We start from the raw sequence: 21,686 nt of genomic DNA, 5'->3' as shown, positions 1-21,686 counted from the left end.
CTCCTTACGAGCGCAGCACGGCGCCCGTCTTTTTCGATACCTCGCCGACGATCTTGGCCGACACGGCCTCGATCTCCACGTCGGTGAGCGTCTTCTCCGTCGGCTGCAGGGTAACGGCGATCGCGACGGACTTCTTGTCCGGATCGATCCCGGTGCCCTCGTAGATGTCGAACACGTCGACACCCACGATCAGCTGGCGCTCGGCTCCCTGGGCGGCCTTCACGATGTCGCCGGCGGCCACGTTGCGGCCGACCACGAAGGCGAAGTCGCGGGTGAGCGGCTGGAAGTCGGGCAGGCTGAGCTTCGGCTTCATCTTGGTCGGCTTGGCCTTGGGCGGCGGCAGCGCGTTGAGATTGAGCTCGAACCCGACCAGCGGGCCTTTCAGGTCCAGCGCCTTCAGGATCTTCGGGTGCACCTCGCCGAAGGCCCCGACCACGTTCTTCGGTCCGAACTGCAGCGTGGCGGAACGCCCCGGATGGAACCATGCCGGACCGCCCGCCACGATCTGGAGACCGCCGGCCGGGATTCCCAACGCCGCCAGCAGCGCCAGCACGTCGGCCTTGGCGTCGAAGGCATCGACGCTCTGCGCCCCGCCGTTCCAGTGACGGCCCACGCTCTCTGCCCGTGCCGTCCCGCGACGGACGGCTGCGGCCTTGATCGACTGGCCGTCGGGCTCGTCGGACGCGAAGGTCTGGCCGACCTCGAAGAGCGCCACGTCGCCGAGCCCGCGATCCGCATTGCGCTGTGCCGCCTTCAGGAGGCCCGGGAGCAGGCTCGGACGCATGTCGGAGAGCTCGGCCGCGATCGGGTTGGCGAGAGCCAGCCGGCTGTTGCCACCGCCGAACAGCTCCGCCTCGCTCTTGGCGATGAACGACCAGGTGACGGCCTCCACCAGCCCGCGCACGGCCAACGCACGGCGGGCAAGCCGCGTACGCTTCTGGATAAGGGTCAGGATCGGCTTCGCGACCGTATCCTCCAGGCGCGGGAGGGGCTTCGACTCGATCCGGTCGAGGCCGGCGATGCGGATGACCTCCTCGACGAGATCGGCCTTGCCCTCGACGTCCGGGCGCCAGGACGGCGCCAGGACGCTGACCCGCTCGCCCGAGCCCTGAACGGCGAAGCCGAGCTTTTTCAGGATCTGCTCGGACTCGCCGGGCTGAACGTCGAGACCCGACAGGCGCGGAACCTCGCTCCACGGGAAGTCGATGACGCGCTTGTCCTCAGGCACCTTTCCGGCCACCACGGCCTCGCTCGCTTCGCCGCCGCACAGGTCGATGACGAGCTTGGTGGCAAGGTCGAGGCCCGGCACCGTGAAGGCCGGGTCGACCCCGCGCTCGAAGCGGTAGCGCGCATCCGTGATGATGCCGAGCTTGCGACCGGTCTGCGCGATGTTGAGCGGATTCCAGAGCGCGGATTCGATCAGCACGTCAGTCGTATTCTCGTCGCAGCCCGAGTGCTCGCCGCCCATGATGCCGCCGATGGATTCGACGCCGTTCTCGTCAGCGATCACCACAATGCTCGGATCGAGCTTGTAGCTGCGGGTGTCGAGCGCCAGCACCTCCTCGCCGTCCCTGGCGCGACGGACAGTGAGGTTCCCCTTCACCTTTTTGGCGTCGAACACATGGAGCGGACGGCCCCGGTCGAAGGTCATGTAGTTGGTGATGTCCACCAGCGCGTTGATCGGGCGGAGGCCGATGGAGAGCAGGCGGCGCTGCATCCACTCCGGAGACGGACCGTTCTTCACGCCGCGCACGAGACGAAGCGCGAAGGCGGGACAGAGGCTTTCGTCCTCGATCGTCACCGAAACCGGGCAGGTACCCCTGCCCTGGACAGGCGCAACGGCGTCCCCCTTGAGAGTGCCGAGCCCGGCCGCCGCAAGGTCACGGGCGATGCCGTGAATCGACGTGCAGTCGGGGCGATTCGGCGTGAGGTTGATCTCGATCACCGGATCGTCGAGGCCCGCATAGGCCGCGTAGGGCTGGCCGACCGGTGCATCCTCGGGCAGGTCGATGATGCCGTCGTGGTCGTCCGAGATCTCGAGCTCCGAGCCCGAGCACAGCATGCCGGCGCTCTCGACGCCCCGGATGGTACCGACGCCGAGCGTGATGTTCTTGCCCGGAATGTAGGTGCCAGGCGGCGCGAACACGCTCTTCATGCCGGTGCGGGCGTTCGGCGCGCCGCAGACCACCTGGATCGGGGCGCCCGCGCCAGTATCGACCATGCACACCCGCAGGCGATCGGCATTCGGGTGCTGCTCGGCGGAGATCACGTACGCCACCGTGTAGGGCGCCAGGGACTTCGCCTTGTCCTCGACCCCTTCGACCTCGAGGCCGATGCGGGTGAGAGTCTCGACGATCTCGTCGAGGGAGGCTGACGTCTCGAGATGATCCTTCAGCCAGGAGAGGGTGAATTTCATGGGTGCTCTCCGCTTAGGAAGTCAGGCCGCTGACAAGGCTCGGAATGTCGAGCGGGCGGAAGCCGTAATGGTTCAGCCAGCGCACATCGGCCTCGAAGAAGGGGCGCAGATCCGGCATGCCGTATTTGAGCATGGCGATGCGGTCGATGCCCATGCCCCAGGCGAAGCCCTGGTACTCGTCCGGATCAAGCCCGCAATTCCTCAGCACGTTCGGGTGGACCATGCCGCAGCCGAGGATCTCGAGCCAGTCCGTGCCCTCACCGAAGCGGATCTCGCCGCCTTTGCGCGAGCACTGGATGTCGACCTCGGCGGAGGGTTCCGTGAAGGGGAAGAAGGACGGACGGAAGCGCATCTTTACCTGCTCGACCTCGAAGAAGGCCTTGCAGAACTCCTCCAGGATCCACTTCATGTGCGCGATGTTGGCCTGCTTGTCGATGACGAGGCCTTCCACCTGGTGGAACATCGGCGTGTGGGTCTGGTCCGAATCGTGCCGATAGGTTCGACCGGGGATGATCACCCGGATCGGCGGCGTCTGCGAGGTCATGGTGCGGATCTGGACCGGCGAGGTGTGCGTGCGCAGCACCTTGCGCTCGCCCTTCTCGTCGGGAGCGAGGAAGAAGGTGTCGTGCATCTCGCGGGCCGGATGGCCCTCGGGGAAGTTCAGCGCCGTGAAGTTGAGATAATCGGTTTCGATATCCGGCCCCTCGGCCACGGAGAAGCCCATATCGGCGAAGATCGCCGTCAGTTCCTCGATCACCTGGCTGATCGGGTGGACGCGCCCGCGGGATTCGGGCGCTTCCGGGACGGGAAGCGTCACGTCGATGCGCTCGGCGGCCAGACGGGCCTCGAGTGCGGCCTCCGCCAGCGTCTCTTTCTTGGCTGAGATCGCGCCCTGCACCTTGTCGCGCAGGCCGTTGATGAGCGGTCCGCGCTCCTTGCGCTCCTCGGCCGTCATGGCGCCGAGAGTCTTCAGGAGTTCGGAGACGGAGCCCTTCTTGCCGAGCGCGGAGACGCGGACGGTTTCCAGGGCCGCTTCGTCGCCGGCGGCTTCGACCTGGGTCAGCAGGTCACGTTCAAGTTGATTGAGATCGGTCATCGGTCCCTTGCCAGATGCAAGCGCTTTGAGTGGAGCGCGGCGCGGGAACGGTCAAGTCTTCCGAGCCGCTAGAGCATCGGACCCAAAAGTGGATCTGCACTTCTGGGATCCATCCGATGCTCCCTTTTCGATGAGCACATCGTTGAAAGCGGAAAACCGGGTCCACTTTTCCGTACGATGTGCCGAGGGGCAACCGACAGCCCTCTGGCCGTCAGCGCGGATGGTCTCGGGAGAAGGGGGGTAAGGCGGTGCGGCCGATCAAGCCAGCCGCACCGAAGCGAGTCTATCCAACTTAGGCGGCCTGCTGCGGCAGGGCGGCCTTGGCAGCGTCCACGTAAGCGGCGAAAGCCGCCGGCTCGTGGATGGCCATTTCGGACAGGACCTTGCGATCGACCTCGATCCCAGCCTTGCCGAGACCGTCGATAAATCGGGAATAGGTCAAGCCATGCGTGCGGACGGCAGCGTTGAGGCGCTGGATCCAGAGAGCGCGGAAGGTGCGCTTCTTGTTGCGACGGTCGCGAGTGGCATATTGCATGCTCTTCTCGACCGCCTGCTTGGCGATGCGGATGGTGTTCTTGCGGCGGCCGTAGAAACCCTTGGCTGCCTTGAAAACCTTCTTGTGCTTGGCGTGGGCGGTAACGCCCCGTTTGACGCGGGCCATTTAAAAACTCCTTCAAAATCCGGGATGTGGGGGAAGAACCGCCTTAGCCGTTCGGCAGGAAGTACTTCTTCACGTTGTACGCGTCGCCCTCGAACATGGTCGTGGTGCCGCGCAGGTTGCGGATCTGCTTCTTGGTCCGCTTGATCATCCCGTGGCGCTTGCCGGCCTGGGCGTAAACGACCTTGCCGGTGCCAGTGATCTTGAAGCGCTTTTTCGCGCCAGACTTCGTCTTCAGCTTGGGCATTTGGCTCTCCTTTGGTCAGGCCGAAGGGGCGGCTTGAACCGCCCTGCAGGCCCAGTCTTGCTGCTTGAGCAAAACGAACCGCCACGGCAGCCCTAACAGCCGGGCGGTTCGATGAAGGGCGGCTTATGGCAGAAGCCCACCCAAAAAGCAATGGCCGCCGGCACTCCGGCAGCCATGAATTTCACTGTATCGGGAGCCCCTTAGCGCGGGGCCAGGACCATGACGACCTGGCGGCCTTCGAAGTTCGGCTCCATCTCGACCTTGGCGAGATCGCCCACATCGGCCTTCACCCGGTCCAGCACCTTCAGGCCGAGGGACTGGTGCGCCATCTCGCGGCCGCGGAAGCGCAGGGTGATCTTCACCTTGTTGCCTTCCTCGAAGAAGCCTTTCATGGCCTTCATCTTGACCTCGTAATCGTGGTCATCGATGCCGGGACGCAGCTTGATTTCCTTGACCTCAACCGTCTTCTGCTTCTTGCGCGCCTCGGCGGCCTTCTTCTGCTCGAGAAAGCGGAACTTGCCGTAATCGAGGATCTTGCAGACGGGAGGTGTGGCGTTCGGCGAGATCTCCACGAGATCGAGGCCGGCCTCTTCGGCCACCTTGAGGGCATCAAAGAAGGGAACGACGCCCCGGTTCTGCCCTGCATCGTCGATCAGCTGCACTTCGCGAACACCGCGAATGTCTCGGTTGGCGCGCGGTCCGTCCTTCTGCGGCACCGGCATGGCTCTCATTGGTCTGCGAATGGCTCGTATCTCCTGTTGAGGGCTAGGCCGAGGATCGGGGACCCTTGAGGGATCCCTGCTGGAATGCTCAGCCTTGCCACGAATGAATCGACATTTCGCGCAAATGCGCGGGAAGTCAACTTGTTCTATGGGTAAAACGGCCCGTCAGAAGGGCCGAATACACATCAAGGGTGCTCGAGACCATGCGTTCGAGCGAGAAATGACGCTCCACATGGGACCGAGCCCTGGCGCCCAGGGCGATCCTAGCACTGGCCCCCAGGCTCAGCGCCGCCCCGATGGACTCCGCGAGCGCATCGGGATCGCCGGCCGGAATCCGCCAGCCCGTCCGCTCGTGCGGCGGCACGGCCGGCGGGGACAGGACCGTCTCGGGCACGGCCCCCAGATCGGACACAACGACGGGCGTTCCCATGGCCTGCGCCTCCACGGCCGAGCGGCCGAAGGCCTCCGGCTCGGTCGAGGGTACAGTGACGACCGAAGCCGCCAGGAAGGCTGCTGGCATGTCGGTGCAATGCCCGACCCGGCGCACGACGCCTTTCAGCCCGCGAGCCTCGATCAGGCCGTCGAGGTCCTTCACGTACGAATCCCGCCCCTGCGGATCGCCCGCGAGAATATAGGCCACGTCTGTGAGGCCCCCATCACGGAGCCGAGCCGCCGCTTCGATCAGGACTTTCTGGCCCTTCCAGCCGGTCAGGCGGGCGGCGAGCAGCACCACGCGCTCGTGGGGGGAGACGTCCCAAGCCTTTCGCAGGGCTTCGATCCGCTCCGGCGCCACAGCCTGCGGGGAGAACACGGCGAAATCCGTCCCCCGGTGGATGACGCGGATCCGGTCTCCGGCCTGGGGGTAGACGGCCCGGATCAGTTCGCCCGTGTACTCGGAATTAGCGATGACCGCATCGCCCCGGGCCATGACGGAATTGTACAGGACCTTGACCGACGAACGTCCCGAATAGCTGCCGTGATAGGTCGTCACGAAGGGGATGTTGAGCGAGCGCGCAGCACCCAGCCCCACCCAGGCAGGCGCCCGGGACCGCGCATGCACGAGGGAAACCCGCTCGTTGTGGCAGATCCGGGCGAGCTTGCGCACGTTGAGGAGCATGGAGAACGGGTTCTTCGTCGCCGCCGGGAACGGAATCCAGACACCGCCCTTGGTCTGGAGCTCGCCGACCAGTCGCCCGCCCTCGGTGGCCACCAGGGCGCGGGCCCCGGCATGGACCAGGCCCTCGGCAATATCGACCGTGGTCCGCTCGGCTCCGCCGGCTTCCAATTCAGGCACGATCTGCAGGATGGTCCGGCCCTCCAGCGGATGCACATGAGACGATGGAAAAGCCATCCCTCCGCCAGGTCGCGTTGAAAAACTCACGGATGTAGAAGCCTTCTCAAAAGAATCGTCTAGAAACGGTTGCTTCAAAGCAGTTGAGGATGAGTTAACCATGCCGCAAAGCGTCACGGCTGGCCAGGATGCCCGCCCCATCGCCGTTCTGTTCCGGGAGGGCAAGGGTCCGCCCGTCGTCTGGCTCGGAGGCTTCAAGTCCGACATGCGCGCCACCAAGGCGACCGCCCTCGACGCGTGGGCGGAGGCGAACCACCGCGCGTTCCTGCGCTTGGATTATAGCGGACATGGCGAGTCGGGGGGAGCGTTCGAGGACGGGACCATCTCCCGCTGGCTCGAGGACGCCTTGACCGTGATCGAGCGGTTCGTGACGGAGCGCCCGGTCCTGGTCGGCTCCTCCATGGGCGGCTGGATCAGCCTTCTGATGACCCGTCACCTTATGGAAAAGCGGCCGGAGATCGCTCCTGCGGGGATCGTTCTCATCGCCCCGGCGGTCGACATGACCGAGCGGCTGATGTGGCAGCGATTTCCAGAGGCTCTCAGGAAGAGCGTTCGGGAAACCGGTGTCTACCACCGGCCCTCGGCCTATTCGGACGATCCCTACCCGATCACCTGGAGGCTGATCGAGGACGGACGCCGGCACCTGCTTCTCGGCGGGCCGATCCGGACCGGCTGCCCTGTTCACATCCTGCAGGGCATGGAGGATCCCGACGTGCCGTCGAGCCACGCGCTCGAGCTCGTCGAGCACCTGCTGGGAGACAGCGTGTCGCTGACCCTGATCAAGGACGGCGACCACCGGCTCTCCCGGCCGGAGGACATCGTGCGGCTGATCGCTGCGGTGGAAGGGATTGCCTGATGTCAGGGAAGGAGGTGAGCCTTAATGCAGGCTCACCGTCGTCAGGTCATGCGCCCAGGCATTGGCCACGGCGGCGTCGTGATTGTCGGTCAGCAGGATCGGTTCGCCGCTGGCAGACAGGAGGGCGAACAGCCGCATGCCGGGCTCGAGCTTGGGAGCCTGCGGGAACAGCCGCGCCACTTCGTCGGACTCGAGCGGCTTCACGTAAGCCATCTGCCCGACGCCCAGGGAGGCCAGTTCGGCAACTCCAAGGACCGGCTCGACATGGTGTTTGATATCGAAGTTCATGGACATCTCCTTGTTGCGGATGCCGTCACACCTTGTCCGACGCGATGATGTCGATCTTTCGGATGATCCGTTCCGGCTCAGGCCGGACAAGATCGATCGACAACAATCCGTTGGACAGGTCCGCTCCCATGACCTCCATGCCGTCGACGAGGAGGAAGGTGCGCTGGAACTGACGGGCGGCGATGCCGCGATGAAGGAAGTGCCTTGTCTTGTCATCGGACTGACGGCCCCGGATCACGAGCTGGTTCTCTTCCAAGGTCACCTCCAGCTGGTCCCGGGTGAAACCGGCGACGGCCAGGGTGATGCGGAGACGCTCGGGAGCGTGTTCCGTGCGCGCCAAGCGCTCGATGTTGTAGGGCGGATAGCCATCTCCCGCCGCCTTGGCGACACGGTCGAGGGCCTGCTCGATCTCATCGAAGCCTAGCAGGAACGGATGCCCAAAGGGCGACTGACGCGACATGTTCGAAGCCCAAGGTTAGAGGCACTTCGTTTGGTTTTGAGCCCGCTCATGCGGCACTCAAGTGGCTCCGGAAGGAGCCGCTGTCGGCAATATGGCGATGGTGTCCCGCCCTATCAAGGCCTCGGGGACCGTTCCTCCTGGGCCTAGAAAACAAGGGTTAATGGGCGAGCCGGTCAGACCCGCTCACGCCACCAGGCGACCTGCTCGGCGACGCGGACCGGAGACGTTCCGCCGAAGCTCGTGCGGGAGCGGACGGAGTTCTCGACCCCGAGCACGTCGTAGATGCCCTGGTGGATCTTCGGCTCAACGGCCTGCATGGCGTCCAGGGGCAGCTCCTCGAGGGTGCAGCCACGCTTCTCCGCCTCCGAGACGATGCGGCCCGTGACGTGATGGGCGTCCCGGAACGGGATGTCGAGGCTGCGCACCAGCCAGTCGGCGAGATCGGTCGCTGTGGAGAAACCCGCCCCGGCCACCGCGGCCATGCGCTCGGGCACCGGCTCCAGGTCCTGGATCATGCCGGTCATGGCGGCCAGCACGATCTCGATGGTGTCAGCGGCATCGAAGAGCGGTTCCTTGTCCTCCTGGGTGTCCTTCGCATAGGCGAGCGGCAGGCCCTTCATGACGGTCAGGAGGGAGACCAGGGAGCCGACCACGCGGCCGCTCTTGCCGCGCACCAGCTCGGCGGCGTCGGGATTGCGCTTCTGCGGCATCATGCTGGACCCGGTGGTCCAGCGGTCCGGCAGGCGGACGAAGCCGAAGGGAGCTGACATCCAAATGATGATTTCTTCCGCCAAACGTGACAGATGGACGGCGCAAATGGAAGCCGCCGCCATGAACTCCAGGAGGCTGTCCCGGTCCGAGACCGTGTCCAGCGAATTGCGGGTCGGGCCGTCGAAGCCGAGCGCCTTGGCGGTCATGTGCCGGTCGATGGGGAAGGACGTGCCGGCGAGTGCACCTGCCCCGAGGGGGCACTCGTTCAGGCGCCGGCGGGAATCCCGAAATCGGCCGCGGTCCCGGCCGAACATCTCCACATAGGCCATCAGGTGGTGCCCGAAGGTCACCGGCTGGGCGCTCTGGAGGTGGGTGAAACCCGGCATCACCGTGGCGGCATGGGCCTCGGCCTTGTCGAGGAGCGCCCTGATCAGGATGGTCAGCTGCTCGTCGGTCCGGTCATGGGCCTCGCGCACCCAGAGCCGGGTGTCGGTGGCGACCTGGTCGTTGCGGCTGCGGGCCGTGTGCAGGCGGGCGGCCGGATCGCCGACGATCTCGCGCAGCCGGCTTTCCACGTTCATGTGGATGTCTTCGAGCGCTGTCGAGAAGGTGAAGGAGCCGGACTCGATCTCGCCCAGGACCCGCTGGAGCCCCTGATGAATGGCGTCCCGGTCGCTCTCGGCGATGATTCCCTGCTTTGCCAGCATGGCGCTGTGGGCGATGGAGCCCTGGATGTCCTGGGAAGCCAGGCGCTTGTCGAAATCGATGGACGCGTTGATGGCCTCCATGAGGGCGCTGGGCGAGGACGAGAACCGCCCGCCCCACATGGTGTTGGCACCGGATTTCTTGGCTTCTTCAGACACGGGTGTTCATCCAGAAAGAGGGTCGGGCTCGCCTTTGCCACACTTTGCCCCCCGAGGCCAAGCCGGATCGCCGTCTGCCCTCCCGATGGGCAGCCTGCGCAATGTTTGCCAGTTTAAAACCAGTTGCTGGACTCGACATCTTTTGTGTGATTTGCATTCATACTGGCGCAACAACAGGCGCTTAGAGCGCCGAAGGGAATGGCCATGAAGCGACTTCCGAAATTTCTCCTATCCGCTGCTCTGGTTGCCACCATGGCGACCTCCTTCTCCGCCGTTATGGCGGCGACTCCGCCGGACACCCTGGTCCAGGCCTGGCAGAGCGACGACATCATCTCCCTGGATCCCGCCGAGGTATTCGAGTTCAGCGCCTCCGAGATCATGGGCAACACCTATGAGCGTCTGGTTGCCTACGACGTGAAGGACGTGTCGAAGATCTACGGGCAGGTGGCCGAATCCTGGACCGTCTCGCCGGACGGCAAGACCTACACGTTCAAGCTGAAGCCCAACCGGAAGTTCGCCTCCGGCAACCCGATCACGGCCGAGGACGTGGTCTACTCGCTCCACCGCGCCGTGTCGCTCGACAAGTCGCCGGCCTTCATCCTGGGCCAGTTCGGCTTCACGAAGGACAACGTGAAGGACAAGATCAAGCAGACCGGCCCGCTCGAGCTCACCGTCGAGGTCGACAAGCCCTACGCGCCGACGCTCGTCCTCTACTGCCTGGGCAACTCGGTCGCGTCGATCGTCGACAAGAAGCTTCTCGTGCAGAACGAGAAGGACGGCGACTGGGGCTATAACTGGCTGAAGACCAAATATGCCGGCTCCGGCCCGTACATCATGCGCGACTGGAAGGCCAACGAGGTCCTGGTCCTCGAGCGCAACCCGAACTACGAGAAGAAGACGCCCCTCGCCCGCGTGATCTTCCGCCACATCAAGGAGACCGCGAGCCAGCGCCTCCTGCTCGAGAAGGGCGATATCGACGTGGCGCGCAACCTGAATCCGGAAGAGATTACCGCGGTGTCCAAGAACCAGGACATCAAGATCGCGAGCGCGCCCAAGGGCACGGTCTACTATCTCGGCCTGAACCAGAAGAACCCGAACCTCGCCAAGCCCGAGGTCCGGCAGGCGCTGAAGTACCTGGTCGACTATCAGGCGATCGCCGACACCATCATGAAGTACAAGGGTGACGTTCACCAGAACTTCCTGCCCAAGGGCTTCCTGGGCGCCGAGACCAACAATCCGTACAAGCTCGACGTCGCCAAGGCGAAGGAGCTGCTGGCCAAGGCCGGCCTGAAGGACGGGTTCTCGGTCACCATGGACACCCGCTCCACCTCCGAGATCATGGGCATCGCCCAGGCCATGCAGGCGACCTTCGCCCAGGCCGGCATCAAGCTCGAGATCCTGCCGATGGATTCCAAGCAGGCCCTGACCAAGTACCGGGCTCGCCAGCAGGACATCTATATCGGCAACTGGGGCTCGGACTATCAGGACCCGAACTCCAACGCGGACACCTTTGCGGCCAACGACGACAACTCGGACAATGCGAAGGCCAAGCCGCTCGCCTGGCGCAACGCCTGGGATCCGGGGCCGCTGACCGCCAAGACCCGCGCGGCCGTGATGGAGCGCGATGCGGAGAAGCGCGCGCAGACGTACAAGGAGCTGCAGAAGTCGGTTCTCGACGACGGTCCGTTCGTGATCTTCCTGCAGCAGACCGAAGTGGCGGCCGTGCGCAAGAACGTGGACAACTTCGTCCTCGGCCCCTCCTTCAGCGACAACGACGTGTCCCAGGCGAAGAAGAACTGACGCTTCGATGGTTTCAGCAGTCATGAGCGGGGGCGGAGGGCACGTCGGTGCCCTCCGCTCCTTCCTTAAGAAAGTCGTCCAGTTCGTCATCGTCCTGGCGACGACCCTTCTCGGCCTCGTGGCCGTCACCTTCTTCATCGGCCGCGTCGTGCCGATCGATCCGGTCATTGCCATCGTGGGCGATCGGGCCTCCCCTCAGGTGTACGAGCGCGTCCGCCAGGAACTCGGCCTCGACCTGCCGCTCATCCAGCAGTTCTGGATCTATCTGAAGAAGGCCGTCACGGGCGATTTCGGCAATTCGGTGCTCACCACCAATCCGGTGCTGACGGACATCGCCAACGCGTTTCCGGCCACCCTGGAGCTCGCCACGCTCGGCACGCTGATCGGCGTGATCGTGGGCATTCCGCTCGGCGTCCTCGCGGCGGTCAAGCGCGGCAGCTTCATCGACCAGTTCGTGCGCGTGCTCGGCCTCGCCGGCTACTCGATCCCGATCTTCTGGCTCGGCCTCATGGGTCTGCTGCTGTTCTACGCCAAGCTCGGCTGGGTGGCGGGTCCGGGCCGCATCGACGTGACCTATTCCTATCTCTACACGCCGGTCACCAACATCGTGCTGCTCGACACCGCCATGCAGGGCCAGTGGGACGCGTTCTGGGACGCGGTCTCGCACATCATCCTGCCGGCCTGCCTGCTGGGCTATTTCTCGCTTGCCTATATCAGCCGCATGACGCGCTCGTTCATGCTCAACGAGCTGGCCCAGGAATACGTAATCGCCGCGCGGGTGAAGGGTCTGTCGGAGGCCAGGGTGATCTGGCGCCACGCCCTGCGCAACGCGGCCGTGCCCCTGATCACGGTGATCGCCCTCTCCTATGCCAACCTGCTCGAAGGCTCCGTGCTCACCGAGACGGTCTTCGCGTGGCCGGGTCTCGGCCAGTACATCACCAATTCCCTGCAGAACGCCGACATGAACGCGGTGCTCGGCGGAACCCTCGTGATCGGGGCAGCCTTCGTGCTGCTCAATCTCGTGTCCGACCTGCTCTACCGCTTGCTCGATCCGAGGACCCGCTGATGGCCGGCTCCCCTGCTCTCTCCGAACCGAACGGCTGGCGGGCCTGGCTGCTCTCCGCCGAGCCGCATTCCCGCTGGCAGGCCCGCCTCGGCCGGTTCTATCTCGGCTGGCGGGCCTTCACCCGCAACCCGCTCGCGGTCGTGGGCCTCGCCATCGTGATCCTGCTGATCCTGGTGGCGCTCTTCGCCGACGTCATCGCGCCTTATTCGCCCATCGCCGGCGGCGACCTGCGCACGCAGCGGCTGCTGCCGCCGAGCGAGACTTTCTGGCTCGGCACGGACGACCAGGCGCGCGACATCTTCTCGCGCATCATCTACGGCTCGCGCATCACCCTGTTCGTCGTGGTGCTGGTGGCCCTGATCGCAACGCCCATCGGGCTCTTCGTCGGCACCGTGTCGGGCTATCTCGGCGGCTGGGTCGACACGGTGCTGATGCGGATCACCGACATCTTCCTGGCCTTCCCGCGCCTCGTCCTGGCCCTCGCCTTCGTGGCCGCCCTGGGACCCGGCATCGAGAACGCCATCATCGCCATCGCGATCACGTCCTGGCCTCCTTACGCCCGCATCGCGCGCGCCGAGACCCTGATGATCCGCAACAGCGACTTCATCGCGGCCGTGAAGCTGCAAGGCGCCTCGACGCCGCGCATCATCTTAGGGCATGTGGTGCCGCTCTGCCTGTCCTCGCTCATCGTGCGCGTGACGCTCGACATGGCGGGCATCATCCTGACGGCGGCGGGCCTCGGCTTCCTCGGCCTCGGGGCGCAGCCACCGATGCCGGAATGGGGCGCCATGGTGGCCACCGGCCGCAACTACCTCATCGACCAATGGTGGGTCGCCGCCATGCCGGGCCTGGCCATCTTCGTGGTGAGCCTCGGCTTCAACCTGCTCGGCGACGGCCTGCGCGACGTTCTCGATCCGAAGGCCGCCAAATGACCAAGCCGCTTCTCGACGTCGAAGACCTGCGCGTCCGCTTCCACCTGCGCACCGGCACCGTGGAGGCGGTGCGCGGCGTGTCCTTCCAGCTCGGCCGCGAACGCCTCGGCATCGTGGGCGAGTCCGGCTCCGGCAAGTCCCAGACGGGCCGCGCCATCCTGGGGTTGACCCCTCCCCCGGGCGAGGTCACGGCCAAGCGCCTCGCCTTCGACGGGATCGACCTGCTCACCGCCTCGAAGCGGACCCTGCGCACCCTGCGCGGCGGGCGCATCAGCATGGTGATGCAGGACCCGAAATACTCGCTGAACCCGGTCATGACCATCGGCGAGCAGATCATCGAGGCCTATCAGGCCCACGCCAAGGCCGGCCGTGGGGAGGCCCGCGACCGGGCGCTCGCCATGCTGGAGGCCGTGAAGATGCGCGATCCGGCCCGGGTGTTCTCCCTCTACCCGCACGAGGTGTCGGGCGGCATGGGCCAGCGCGCCATGATCGCCATGATGCTCGTGACCGATCCCGATCTGCTCATCGCCGACGAGCCGACCTCGGCCCTCGACGTGACCGTGTCCATGGAGGTGCTGCGCATCCTCGACGAGCTCGTCGCCGAGCGCGGCATGGGGCTGATCTTCATCTCGCACGACCTCAAGCTCGTCTCCTCCTTCTGCGACCGGGTGCTGGTGATGTATGCCGGCCGTGTGGTCGAGCAGCTCGAGGCGAAGAACCTGCGCGAGGCGCAGCACCCCTATACGCAGGGGCTGATGCGCTGCCTGCCGACCCTGAAGGACGACGTTCGTCCGCTCCCCACCCTGAACCGCGATCCCGCCTGGGCGCAGTGACCGGTGACTGATCCGATGCTCGATATTCAGAATCTTCAAGTCGTCTTCGGCACGGGCCGCCTCAGGGTCGACGCGGTCAAGGACGTGAGCTTCCACGTGGAGCCGGGCGCCGCCTACGGGCTCGTCGGCGAGTCCGGCTCGGGCAAGTCGACAGTCCTGCGCGCCATCTGCGGCCTGGCGCCGATCACCAGCGGGCGCGTCCTCGTCGAGGGCCGGCAAGTCACCACGCCGCGCGGCAAGGAGTTCTACCGCACGGTCCAGATGGTCTTTCAGGACCCCTACGCGTCGCTTCACCCGCGCCACACGGTCGACCGCACGCTCTCGGAACCGCTCGCCATCCACGGCGAAAAGGACGCGGAGACGCGCATTCTGCAGGCTCTGCGCGAGGTGGGCCTGGGCCCCTCCTTCCGGTTCCGCTATCCGCACCAGCTCTCCGGCGGGCAGCGCCAGCGCATCGCCATCGCGCGAGCGCTGATCCTGCGCCCGAAGGTCCTGCTCCTCGACGAGCCGACCTCGGCACTCGACGCCTCCGTGCAGGCGGAGATCCTGAACCTGCTCGACGACCTGCGCCGCAAGATGGGGCTGACCTATATCCTGGTGAGCCACGATCTCGCGGTCGTGGCCCATCTGTGCGAACGTCTTCTCGTCATGCGCCACGGCGAGGCCGTCGAGGAGACCACATCCACGGCCCTGCGCTCGGGGGTGGCCTCGAACGCGTATACCCAGTCCCTGATCCAGGCGAGCCAGGGTTTTACGAGAGACGCGAAAGAGCCGGCCCGCTCCCTGGCCGGCTGACCCTGACATTCACTTCCAACCGCTTGGCACGAATCCATGTCCCGCTCCCCCCTGATGCCGGTCTTCGACGGCCACAACGATGTCCTCCTCCGCCTGATGCGCGGCAAGATCCAGCCGGAACAGGCCTTTCTCGAAGGCGACAACATCGGGCATCTCGACTGGCCGCGCATGAAGGAAGGCGGGCTCATTGGCGGGTTCTTCGCCGTTTACGTGCCGTCCGACAGCGTCGGTGTGGACGTGGACGCCTTGATGACCCAGTCCCGCTACGACGTGCCCCTGCCGCCCCAGCTCTCCCTGGCGACGAGCCAGCAGGTCACCGTGCACATGGCCTCGCTGCTCATCCGGATCGAGCGCGCCTCGAAGGGCGAGGTGAAGATCTGCCGCAGCGCCGCCGACATCCGCCAGTGCATCGATGCCGGCAGGCTCGCGGCCATCCTGCACATCGAGGGCGCGGAGGGCATCGACCCGGACCTGCATCTGCTCGACGTGCTCTACGAGAGCGGCCTGCGCTCCATCGGGCCGGTCTGGAGCCGCCCCAACATCTTCGGCCACGGGGTGCCGTTCAGCTATCCCTCGACGCCCGACACGGGTCCGGGCCTCACCGATCGCGGGCTCGCCCTGGTGCGCACCTGCAACCGGCTCAAGATCATGATCGACCTCTCGCACCTGAACGAGAAGGGATTCTGGGACGTGGCCCGGCTCTCGGACGCGCCGCTCGTCGCCACCCATTCCAATGCCTGGGAGATCTGCCAGCACTCGCGTAACCTCACGGACAAGCAGCTCGCGGCCATCCGCGAGAGCCGCGGCATGGTGGGCGTGAACTTCGCCACCTCGTTCATCCGTCCCGACGGCCAGCGCAACGACGACACGCCGCTCGAGGAGATGATCCGCCACATGGATCACCTGATCGAGCATGTGGGCGTCGAGGGCGTGGGCCTGGGCTCGGATTTCGACGGAGCGACGATCCCGGCCGAGATCGGCGACGTGCGCGGCCTGCCCCGCCTCGTGGACGCCATGCGCCGCCACGGCTATGACGAGGCCACCCTGCGCAAGCTCTGCTACGAGAACTGGGTGAACGTCCTGGAGCGCACCTGGGGGCGGTAGCGCCCCTGCCCCCTATCTTACCGAGACGATCCGCTTCCCTCCTCCGTTATGGCCGGGCTTGTCCCGGCCATCCCGATTGGAAGAGCGGTGTACCTTTCCGATCGGGATCACCGGCACAAGGCCGGTGATGACGTGGGCGGCCCCTTACCGCTCCGCCTTCGACGTGAGCGCGAAGATGCTCGCGATGCCGCCGACGCCGAGCATCAGCAGCAGGCTCACCGCGTTGATCGCCGGCGTCGCGCCCTCGCGCATCTGGCCGTACATGGTGATGGGCAAAGGCGGCTCGGACCCGACGAGCATCAGAGTCGTGTTGAAGTTCTCGAACGACATCAGCAGCGACACGAGCCCGGCGCCGATGAGCGCGGGGCTCAGGAACGGCATCGTGATCGTGCGCAGCACCCTGGCGCGGCTGGCGCCCAGATCGAAGGCGGCCTCCTCGAGCGAGCGGTCGAACTTGCGCAGGCGCGCCGCGATGATGAGCGTCGCGATCGTGAGGATGAAGGAGAGCTGCCCCAGGATCACGAGCGGGAGTCCGGGGCGCAGGAGATCGAGATCGGTCTGGAAAAAATCCTCAAGCCCGTTCGCCACGCGCGAGAAGAAGGCGAGGATCGAGATGCCGAGCACCACGCCCGGGATCACGAGCGGCCAGAGCATCATCATGGCGAGTAAGGTCTTGCCGCGAAACTCGGCCCGCTCCAGCACCCAGGCGTTGACGGTGCCCAGCAGAACGGCGAGGAGCGCCACCGGGATCGCGACCCTGAAGCTGTTGCCGATGCTGCTCAGCCAGATCGGATCGGCCAGCACGCCCGGCTTGCCGAAGACAGCCCCGGAGCCGGTGAACCATTCGAGCGTGAAGCCGCGCCAGGGCGGCGACGGAAACGGGCTCGCGTTGAAGGCGAAAATCGCCACGACCAGCAGCGGCGCGAACAGGAACAGGTAGAACGCCGCGATGTAGAGCTTCCAGACGAGGGACGGTCGCTTCATGGGATCACGCCTGCTTCAGGGTGGAGCCGAGGCTCTGGCCGGTGAGGCGCAGGCCCAGCCACACGATGGCTGACGAGAGCAGCAGAAGCAGCATGCCGAAGGCCGCGCCCTGGGGCCAGTTGAAGCGCGTGATGAACTGCGCGTAGATCTGCTCGGTGAACCACAGGCCGTTCTTGCCGCCGAGCAGCACCGGCGTGGCGAAATTGCCCACGGTGAGCATGAACACGATGATCGAGCCCGCCACGATGCCGGGCATCGCGTGGGGGATGACGATCCGGCGCAGCACCGTCCATCGGCTGCCGCCGAGATCGAACCCCGCCTCGACGACGGCGGGCTCCAGGCTCTCCAGCGCATTGGCGAGCGGCACGATCATGAACAGCAGCCCGCCATAGACGAGGCCGAGGATCACGGCGCCGTCGTTGTAGAGCAGCTCCACCGGCTTGTCGGCGAGGCCGACGGCCCGCAGCGCATAGGAGATGACGCCGGTCTCGCGCAGCAGCATCATCCAGCCGAGCGTGCGCACCAGCTCCGACACCCAGAACGGCAGGAGGCAGAGCAGCAGCAGCATCGCCTTGACGCGTCCCCGCGCCACCCGGGCGATGTAGAGCGCGATCGGAAAGGCGAGCACGAGGGTGAGCGCCGTGACCAGGATCGACATGAAGGCGGTGCGCGCGAAGGTGCGCCAGTAGAGCGGCTCGGTGAAGAACTCGAGATAGTTCCCGAACCCGAAGGCATAGACCCGCGGGGCCACCCGCTCGCTGAACGACAGGACGAGGATCTCCACGTGCGGCAGCACGATGAGGAGCCCGAGCCACAGGATCGCGGGCGCCAGCAGCAGGAAGAGCGTGAGGCGCGAGGCCTGCTTCGTCATCATGCTGAAAAGACCCTCATGGCGTCCGCCGCCCAGCCCACATGGATCGGCGCACCGACCTCGATCCCCGCCAGGGGGCCCGCCTGCGGCAGCACGGCGCGTACCGGCTGCTCGAAGCCCAGGGTGTCGATGAGCAGGCTCGAATTGGCCCCGTCGAAGAGCACCGCCGAGACCCGGCCCTCGAAGCGGTTCGGGAGATCGCGCAAGGCCGGCTGGCTCGGAGCGAGCGCGATCGATTCCGGCCGCACGAAGGCGACGGCGGAGGCCTGCGGGACGCGGCCCGTTCCTTGCGTCACCGTGCCGGACGGCAGCTGCAGCGCGACCGTTCCGTCCGACGACGACACGATCTCGCCCTGCAGGCGGTTCGTCTCGCCCACGAAGCTCGCCACGAAGGGCGTGGCCGGGTTGTGGTAGAGCTCGCGCGGGCTTCCCACCTGCTCGAATTTCCCCTGGTTCATCACGGCGATGCGGTCGGACATGACGAGCGCTTCCGACTGGTCGTGCGTGATGTACACGAAGGTGGTGTTGAAGGTGCTCTGCAGCTGCTTCAGCTCGATCTTCATGTGCTCGCGCAGCTTGAGATCGAGCGCCCCGAGAGGCTCGTCGAGGAGCACGAGGGTGGGCTCGAGCACGAGGCAGCGGGCGATGGCCACGCGCTGCCGCTGGCCGCCGGACAGGGCCGTCACACGCCGTCCGCCGAATCCCTTGAGGCCGACGCGCTCCAGCATGCGCTCGGCGCGTCCTCGCGCGTCCTCGCGCGGCATGCCGCGGCAGACGAGCCCATAGGCCACGTTCTCGCCCACGCTCATCATCGGAAAGAGCGCGAGGCTCTGGAACACCATGTTGACCGGGCGCCGGTTGGCCGGAACGCCGATCATCGACTGCCCGCGGATGCGGATGTCCCCGGACGTCGGATGCTCGAACCCGGCGATCATGCGCATCAGGGTGGTCTTGCCGCAGCCGGACGGCCCGAGGATCGAGAAGAACTCGCCGGGGGCGACGCCGAACGTCACGTCGTCGACGGCCGCATGGCCGCCGAAGCGCTTGGTGACGCCGACGATGTCGAGATCGTTTGCAGGATGGGTTGAATCTGCCATGACGCTGCCGCGCAAAAGATCATCCCCCGGGCAAGCGCATCGGGCGGAAACGTGGGACCGGCTTTCCGCCTCGAACGACGCGCTTTGGAAACGAGCATCGGATGGATCCCAAAAGTGGTGTCCACTTTTGGGATCCGATGCCTGCCGGGGGATGATGATACTCCAGGATGGGCTTTTACGAACCGGCCTTCAGGCGGTCGAGGACCTTGCCCTCGATCTCCTCGATGCCGGCCGGCACCGCCGGATACCACTTGATGTTGTCGATGGCGGCCTTCGGGAAGCTCTCGGCGAACTGGTCCTTCAGCTTGCCCTGCATGAGCTTGTCGGCGCCGTTCGACGCGGTGAAGTTGCCCGCCGAGGCCGCGACCTTCGCGGCCACCTCGGGCTTCATGTTGAAGTTGATCCACTTGTAGGCCGCGTCGTCGTTGCGGCCCTTGGCCGGGATCGCGAAGGTGTCGACCCAGCCCAGGGCGCCGGACTTGGGCGCGATGAACTTGATGTCCTGGTTCTCGGAGTTGAGCTTCCACCCGCCCGTGTCCCAGGCCATGGCGGCCACCACCTCGCCGGACCGGAGGGCGTTGAGGAGCTGGTCCTTGCCGTCCCAGAAGAACTTCACGCTCTTCGTGCACTCGGCGAGCTTGGCCCCGACCTTGTCCATCATGGCCGTGTAGGCCTTCGGGTCGTTATAGGACGCGAACGGGTCCATGCCGTTGGCGAAGGCGAACGCGATGAGCGCCGGGCGCTTGGCGCGGAAGCTGGTCTTGCCGGCCAGGGCCTGATCGCAGAGATCGTTGTAATCGGCGACCTTCGGGGCCGCCTTGGTGTTCACGATGAGACCGTCCGTGCCCCAGATGTGGGGAACGCCGTAGACCTTGCCCTCGACGGTGGTGTTCTTCTTGGTCGCTTCCAGCATGGACGCGATGAACTGATCCGACTTGAGCTTGGACAGGTCGAGCGGCTTGTAGATGCCGAACTCCGCCTGAGGGCCGGCGATGCGGTCCTGGCTGGGCTGGACCAGATCGAAGCCGGCGCCCTGCGTGGCGCGGAGCTTCGAGATCATCTCCTCGTTGTTCGAGAGCGTAACCTCGACCTCGATGCCGGTTTCCTTGGTGAACTGGTCCATCACGTCCTTCGGAACGTAATCGGCCCAGGTCAGGAGCCGCAGCTTCTCGGCGGCCTGCGCCGAGCCGACGACCATGAGAGCGGCCAGTGCCGTAGCCAGCTTCAAGCCGGCGCGTTTCGTCAACATCCTCGTCCTCCAATGTGGTTGGGCATTTTTGCCCTTGTTCCCCAGTTGCAAAACTATATGACAGTTGAACGACGCGCTAGGGGGTTCGAAGCCGGCTCATAAACCCTTCGACGGCTGACAGCCTCCCCTCGCCCCGCTATGGGTATGCTTCCCTTGATGGAGCTTTCGCGATGCGCACCTTCTACCCCGAAATAGAACCCTACGATCACGGCATGCTCGATGTCGGCGACGGTCATCGGGTCTATTGGGAATTGTGCGGGAATCCGAAAGGAAAACCCGTGGTTTTCCTTCACGGCGGGCCGGGCGGCGGCTGCACGCCGACCCAGCGCAGGCTGTTCGATCCGGAGAAATACCGGATCCTGCTCTTCGATCAGCGCGGCTGCGGCCGCTCGACCCCCTATGCCAGCCTGGAGGCCAACACCACCTGGGATCTCGTGGCCGATATCGAGCGCCTGCGCGTCATGATCGGTGTGGACAAGTGGATGGTGTTCGGCGGCTCCTGGGGCTCGACCCTGGCGCTGGCCTATGCCGAGACCCATCCGGAGCGGGTGACCGAGCTGGTGCTGCGCGGGATCTTCACCCTCCGTCGCCCGGAGCTGCTCTGGTACTACCAGGAGGGCGCTTCCTGGATCTTCCCGGACAAGTGGGAGGGCTTCCTCGCGCCGATCCCAGAGGACGAGCGCGGCGACCTGATGGCCGCCTATCGCAGGCGCCTGATCGATCCCGATCCGGCCGTCCGGGCGAAGGCCGCCAGGGCCTGGAGCCTTTGGGAGGGCGAGACGATCACGCTCCTGCACAATCAGGATTACAGCGACCAGTTCGGCGACGAGCACTACGCGGTGGCGTTCGCCCGGATCGAGAACCACTACTTCGTCCATGAGGGCTGGTTCGAGGAAGGGCAGCTCATCCGCGACGCCCACCGGCTGAAAGACATTCCGGGCGTGATCATCCAGGGCCGCTACGACATCGCGACCCCGCCGAAGACCGCCTGGGATCTGCACAAGGCCTGGCCGGAAGCCCGCTTTATCATGGTGCCGGACGCCGGCCACGCGGTGAGCGAGCCTGGGATCACGCATTATCTCATCGAGGCGACGGACGCGTTCGCACAGATTTAGGGCGGACGCCGTCCGACGCGACGCAACCCTCCCGTCGTCCTCCGCACGTCATGGCCGGCTTCGTGCCGGCCATCTCGATGGGAAAAGCGCGGGTCTCAAACAAGTGGGATCACCGGGACAAGCCCGGTGATGACGTGAGAGGGTTGTACCGGGCAGTGCGAGGCAACACCCA

21 protein-coding genes are annotated in these 21,686 nt (G+C 65.7%); 8 read left to right on the top strand and 13 right to left on the bottom strand.

The features are described 5' to 3' along the window. Positions 1–4: 4 nt before the first annotated feature. From pheT to HPT29_RS05505, 6 genes are all read right to left on the bottom strand, one after another. On the bottom strand, positions 5–2,416 hold the full coding sequence (pheT, locus tag HPT29_RS05530; RefSeq protein ID WP_173948458.1) for a phenylalanine--tRNA ligase subunit beta: 2,412 nt from the start codon (positions 2,414–2,416) through the stop codon (positions 5–7). A gap of 13 nt (positions 2,417–2,429) precedes the next feature. Then, positions 2,430–3,512, bottom strand: coding sequence for a phenylalanine--tRNA ligase subunit alpha (pheS, locus tag HPT29_RS05525; protein ID WP_173948459.1), 1,083 nt, complete (start codon positions 3,510–3,512; stop codon positions 2,430–2,432). Positions 3,513–3,804: 292 nt separating this feature from the next. Continuing rightward, on the bottom strand, positions 3,805–4,173 hold the full coding sequence (rplT, locus tag HPT29_RS05520) for a 50S ribosomal protein L20 (RefSeq protein ID WP_009494554.1): 369 nt from the start codon (positions 4,171–4,173) through the stop codon (positions 3,805–3,807). A gap of 43 nt (positions 4,174–4,216) precedes the next feature. Beyond that, positions 4,217–4,417, bottom strand: coding sequence for a 50S ribosomal protein L35 (gene rpmI / locus HPT29_RS05515; RefSeq protein WP_109598789.1), 201 nt, complete (start codon positions 4,415–4,417; stop codon positions 4,217–4,219). Positions 4,418–4,617: 200 nt separating this feature from the next. Then, entirely contained in the window at positions 4,618–5,139 is a 522-nt protein-coding gene (infC, locus tag HPT29_RS05510; protein WP_009494552.1) for a translation initiation factor IF-3, read from the bottom strand. A 136-nt stretch (positions 5,140–5,275) separates the two neighbouring features. Continuing rightward, positions 5,276–6,490 (bottom strand): glycosyltransferase family 4 protein, encoded by a 1,215-nt coding sequence (locus HPT29_RS05505; RefSeq protein ID WP_173948460.1) that lies wholly within the window; start codon positions 6,488–6,490, stop codon positions 5,276–5,278. 100 nt (positions 6,491–6,590) lie between these two features. Here HPT29_RS05505 and HPT29_RS05500 point away from each other — a divergent pair, with 100 nt between their 5' ends. Continuing rightward, positions 6,591–7,346, top strand: a complete 756-nt coding sequence (locus tag HPT29_RS05500; protein WP_173948461.1) for an alpha/beta hydrolase — start codon at positions 6,591–6,593, stop codon at positions 7,344–7,346. 21 nt (positions 7,347–7,367) lie between these two features. Here HPT29_RS05500 and HPT29_RS05495 read toward each other — a convergent pair whose 3' ends face one another. The 3 genes from HPT29_RS05495 to argH all read right to left on the bottom strand — a co-directional run bounded on the left by HPT29_RS05495 (position 7,368) and on the right by argH (position 9,668). Then, positions 7,368–7,634: a BQ00720 family protein gene (locus tag HPT29_RS05495; RefSeq protein WP_173948462.1), complete on the bottom strand. Its 267-nt coding sequence runs from the start codon at positions 7,632–7,634 to the stop codon at positions 7,368–7,370. A 25-nt stretch (positions 7,635–7,659) separates the two neighbouring features. Further along, positions 7,660–8,094, bottom strand: coding sequence for an Hsp20 family protein (locus HPT29_RS05490; protein WP_009763496.1), 435 nt, complete (start codon positions 8,092–8,094; stop codon positions 7,660–7,662). A gap of 173 nt (positions 8,095–8,267) precedes the next feature. Then, positions 8,268–9,668: an argininosuccinate lyase gene (gene argH / locus HPT29_RS05485; protein WP_371823207.1), complete on the bottom strand. Its 1,401-nt coding sequence runs from the start codon at positions 9,666–9,668 to the stop codon at positions 8,268–8,270. Between the two features lie 198 nt (positions 9,669–9,866). Here argH and HPT29_RS05480 point away from each other — a divergent pair, with 198 nt between their 5' ends. The 6 genes from HPT29_RS05480 to HPT29_RS05455 are packed head-to-tail and all read left to right on the top strand — an operon-like array spanning position 9,867 to position 16,198. Further along, positions 9,867–11,468, top strand: a complete 1,602-nt coding sequence (locus tag HPT29_RS05480; protein ID WP_210272201.1) for an ABC transporter substrate-binding protein — start codon at positions 9,867–9,869, stop codon at positions 11,466–11,468. A gap of 7 nt (positions 11,469–11,475) precedes the next feature. Next, positions 11,476–12,534: an ABC transporter permease gene (locus HPT29_RS05475; RefSeq protein WP_432807276.1), complete on the top strand. Its 1,059-nt coding sequence runs from the start codon at positions 11,476–11,478 to the stop codon at positions 12,532–12,534. Next, positions 12,534–13,466 (top strand): ABC transporter permease, encoded by a 933-nt coding sequence (locus HPT29_RS05470; RefSeq protein WP_173948464.1) that lies wholly within the window; start codon positions 12,534–12,536, stop codon positions 13,464–13,466. Before HPT29_RS05475 ends, HPT29_RS05470 begins: the two co-directional genes overlap by 1 nt. Beyond that, positions 13,463–14,299: an ABC transporter ATP-binding protein gene (locus HPT29_RS05465; protein WP_173948465.1), complete on the top strand. Its 837-nt coding sequence runs from the start codon at positions 13,463–13,465 to the stop codon at positions 14,297–14,299. The genes HPT29_RS05470 and HPT29_RS05465 overlap by 4 nt, the downstream gene beginning before the upstream one ends. Before the next feature lie 15 nt (positions 14,300–14,314). Continuing rightward, positions 14,315–15,094 carry an ABC transporter ATP-binding protein gene (locus HPT29_RS05460; protein WP_173948466.1) on the top strand — a complete coding sequence of 260 codons (780 nt, stop codon included), beginning with the start codon at positions 14,315–14,317 and terminating at the stop codon, positions 15,092–15,094. A 36-nt stretch (positions 15,095–15,130) separates the two neighbouring features. Further along, positions 15,131–16,198 (top strand): dipeptidase, encoded by a 1,068-nt coding sequence (locus tag HPT29_RS05455; RefSeq protein WP_173948467.1) that lies wholly within the window; start codon positions 15,131–15,133, stop codon positions 16,196–16,198. Between the two features lie 144 nt (positions 16,199–16,342). Here the strand turns inward: HPT29_RS05455 and HPT29_RS05450 are convergent, their stop codons facing one another. From HPT29_RS05450 to HPT29_RS05435, 4 genes are all read right to left on the bottom strand, one after another. Further along, on the bottom strand, positions 16,343–17,182 hold the full coding sequence (locus HPT29_RS05450; protein WP_173948468.1) for an ABC transporter permease: 840 nt from the start codon (positions 17,180–17,182) through the stop codon (positions 16,343–16,345). A 4-nt stretch (positions 17,183–17,186) separates the two neighbouring features. Then, a complete protein-coding gene (locus HPT29_RS05445; protein WP_173948469.1) occupies positions 17,187–18,056 on the bottom strand; it encodes an ABC transporter permease in 870 nt (289 codons plus the stop codon). Further along, on the bottom strand, positions 18,053–19,150 hold the full coding sequence (locus tag HPT29_RS05440) for an ABC transporter ATP-binding protein (protein WP_173948470.1): 1,098 nt from the start codon (positions 19,148–19,150) through the stop codon (positions 18,053–18,055). The genes HPT29_RS05445 and HPT29_RS05440 overlap by 4 nt, the downstream gene beginning before the upstream one ends. A gap of 175 nt (positions 19,151–19,325) precedes the next feature. Beyond that, complete coding sequence (locus HPT29_RS05435; RefSeq protein WP_173948471.1) at positions 19,326–20,399, bottom strand: extracellular solute-binding protein; 1,074 nt, start codon at positions 20,397–20,399, stop codon at positions 19,326–19,328. Between the two features lie 170 nt (positions 20,400–20,569). Between HPT29_RS05435 and pip the strand changes: the two genes are divergently transcribed. Further along, positions 20,570–21,514, top strand: coding sequence for a prolyl aminopeptidase (gene pip / locus HPT29_RS05430; protein WP_173948472.1), 945 nt, complete (start codon positions 20,570–20,572; stop codon positions 21,512–21,514). The last annotated feature ends 172 nt before the right edge of the window (positions 21,515–21,686 follow it).

It is taken from the genome of Microvirga terrae, from assembly GCF_013307435.2.
GTDB classification, from domain to species: Bacteria; Pseudomonadota; Alphaproteobacteria; order Rhizobiales; family Beijerinckiaceae; genus Microvirga; species Microvirga terrae.
This window is presented reverse-complemented; position numbering and strand designations above follow the sequence as displayed.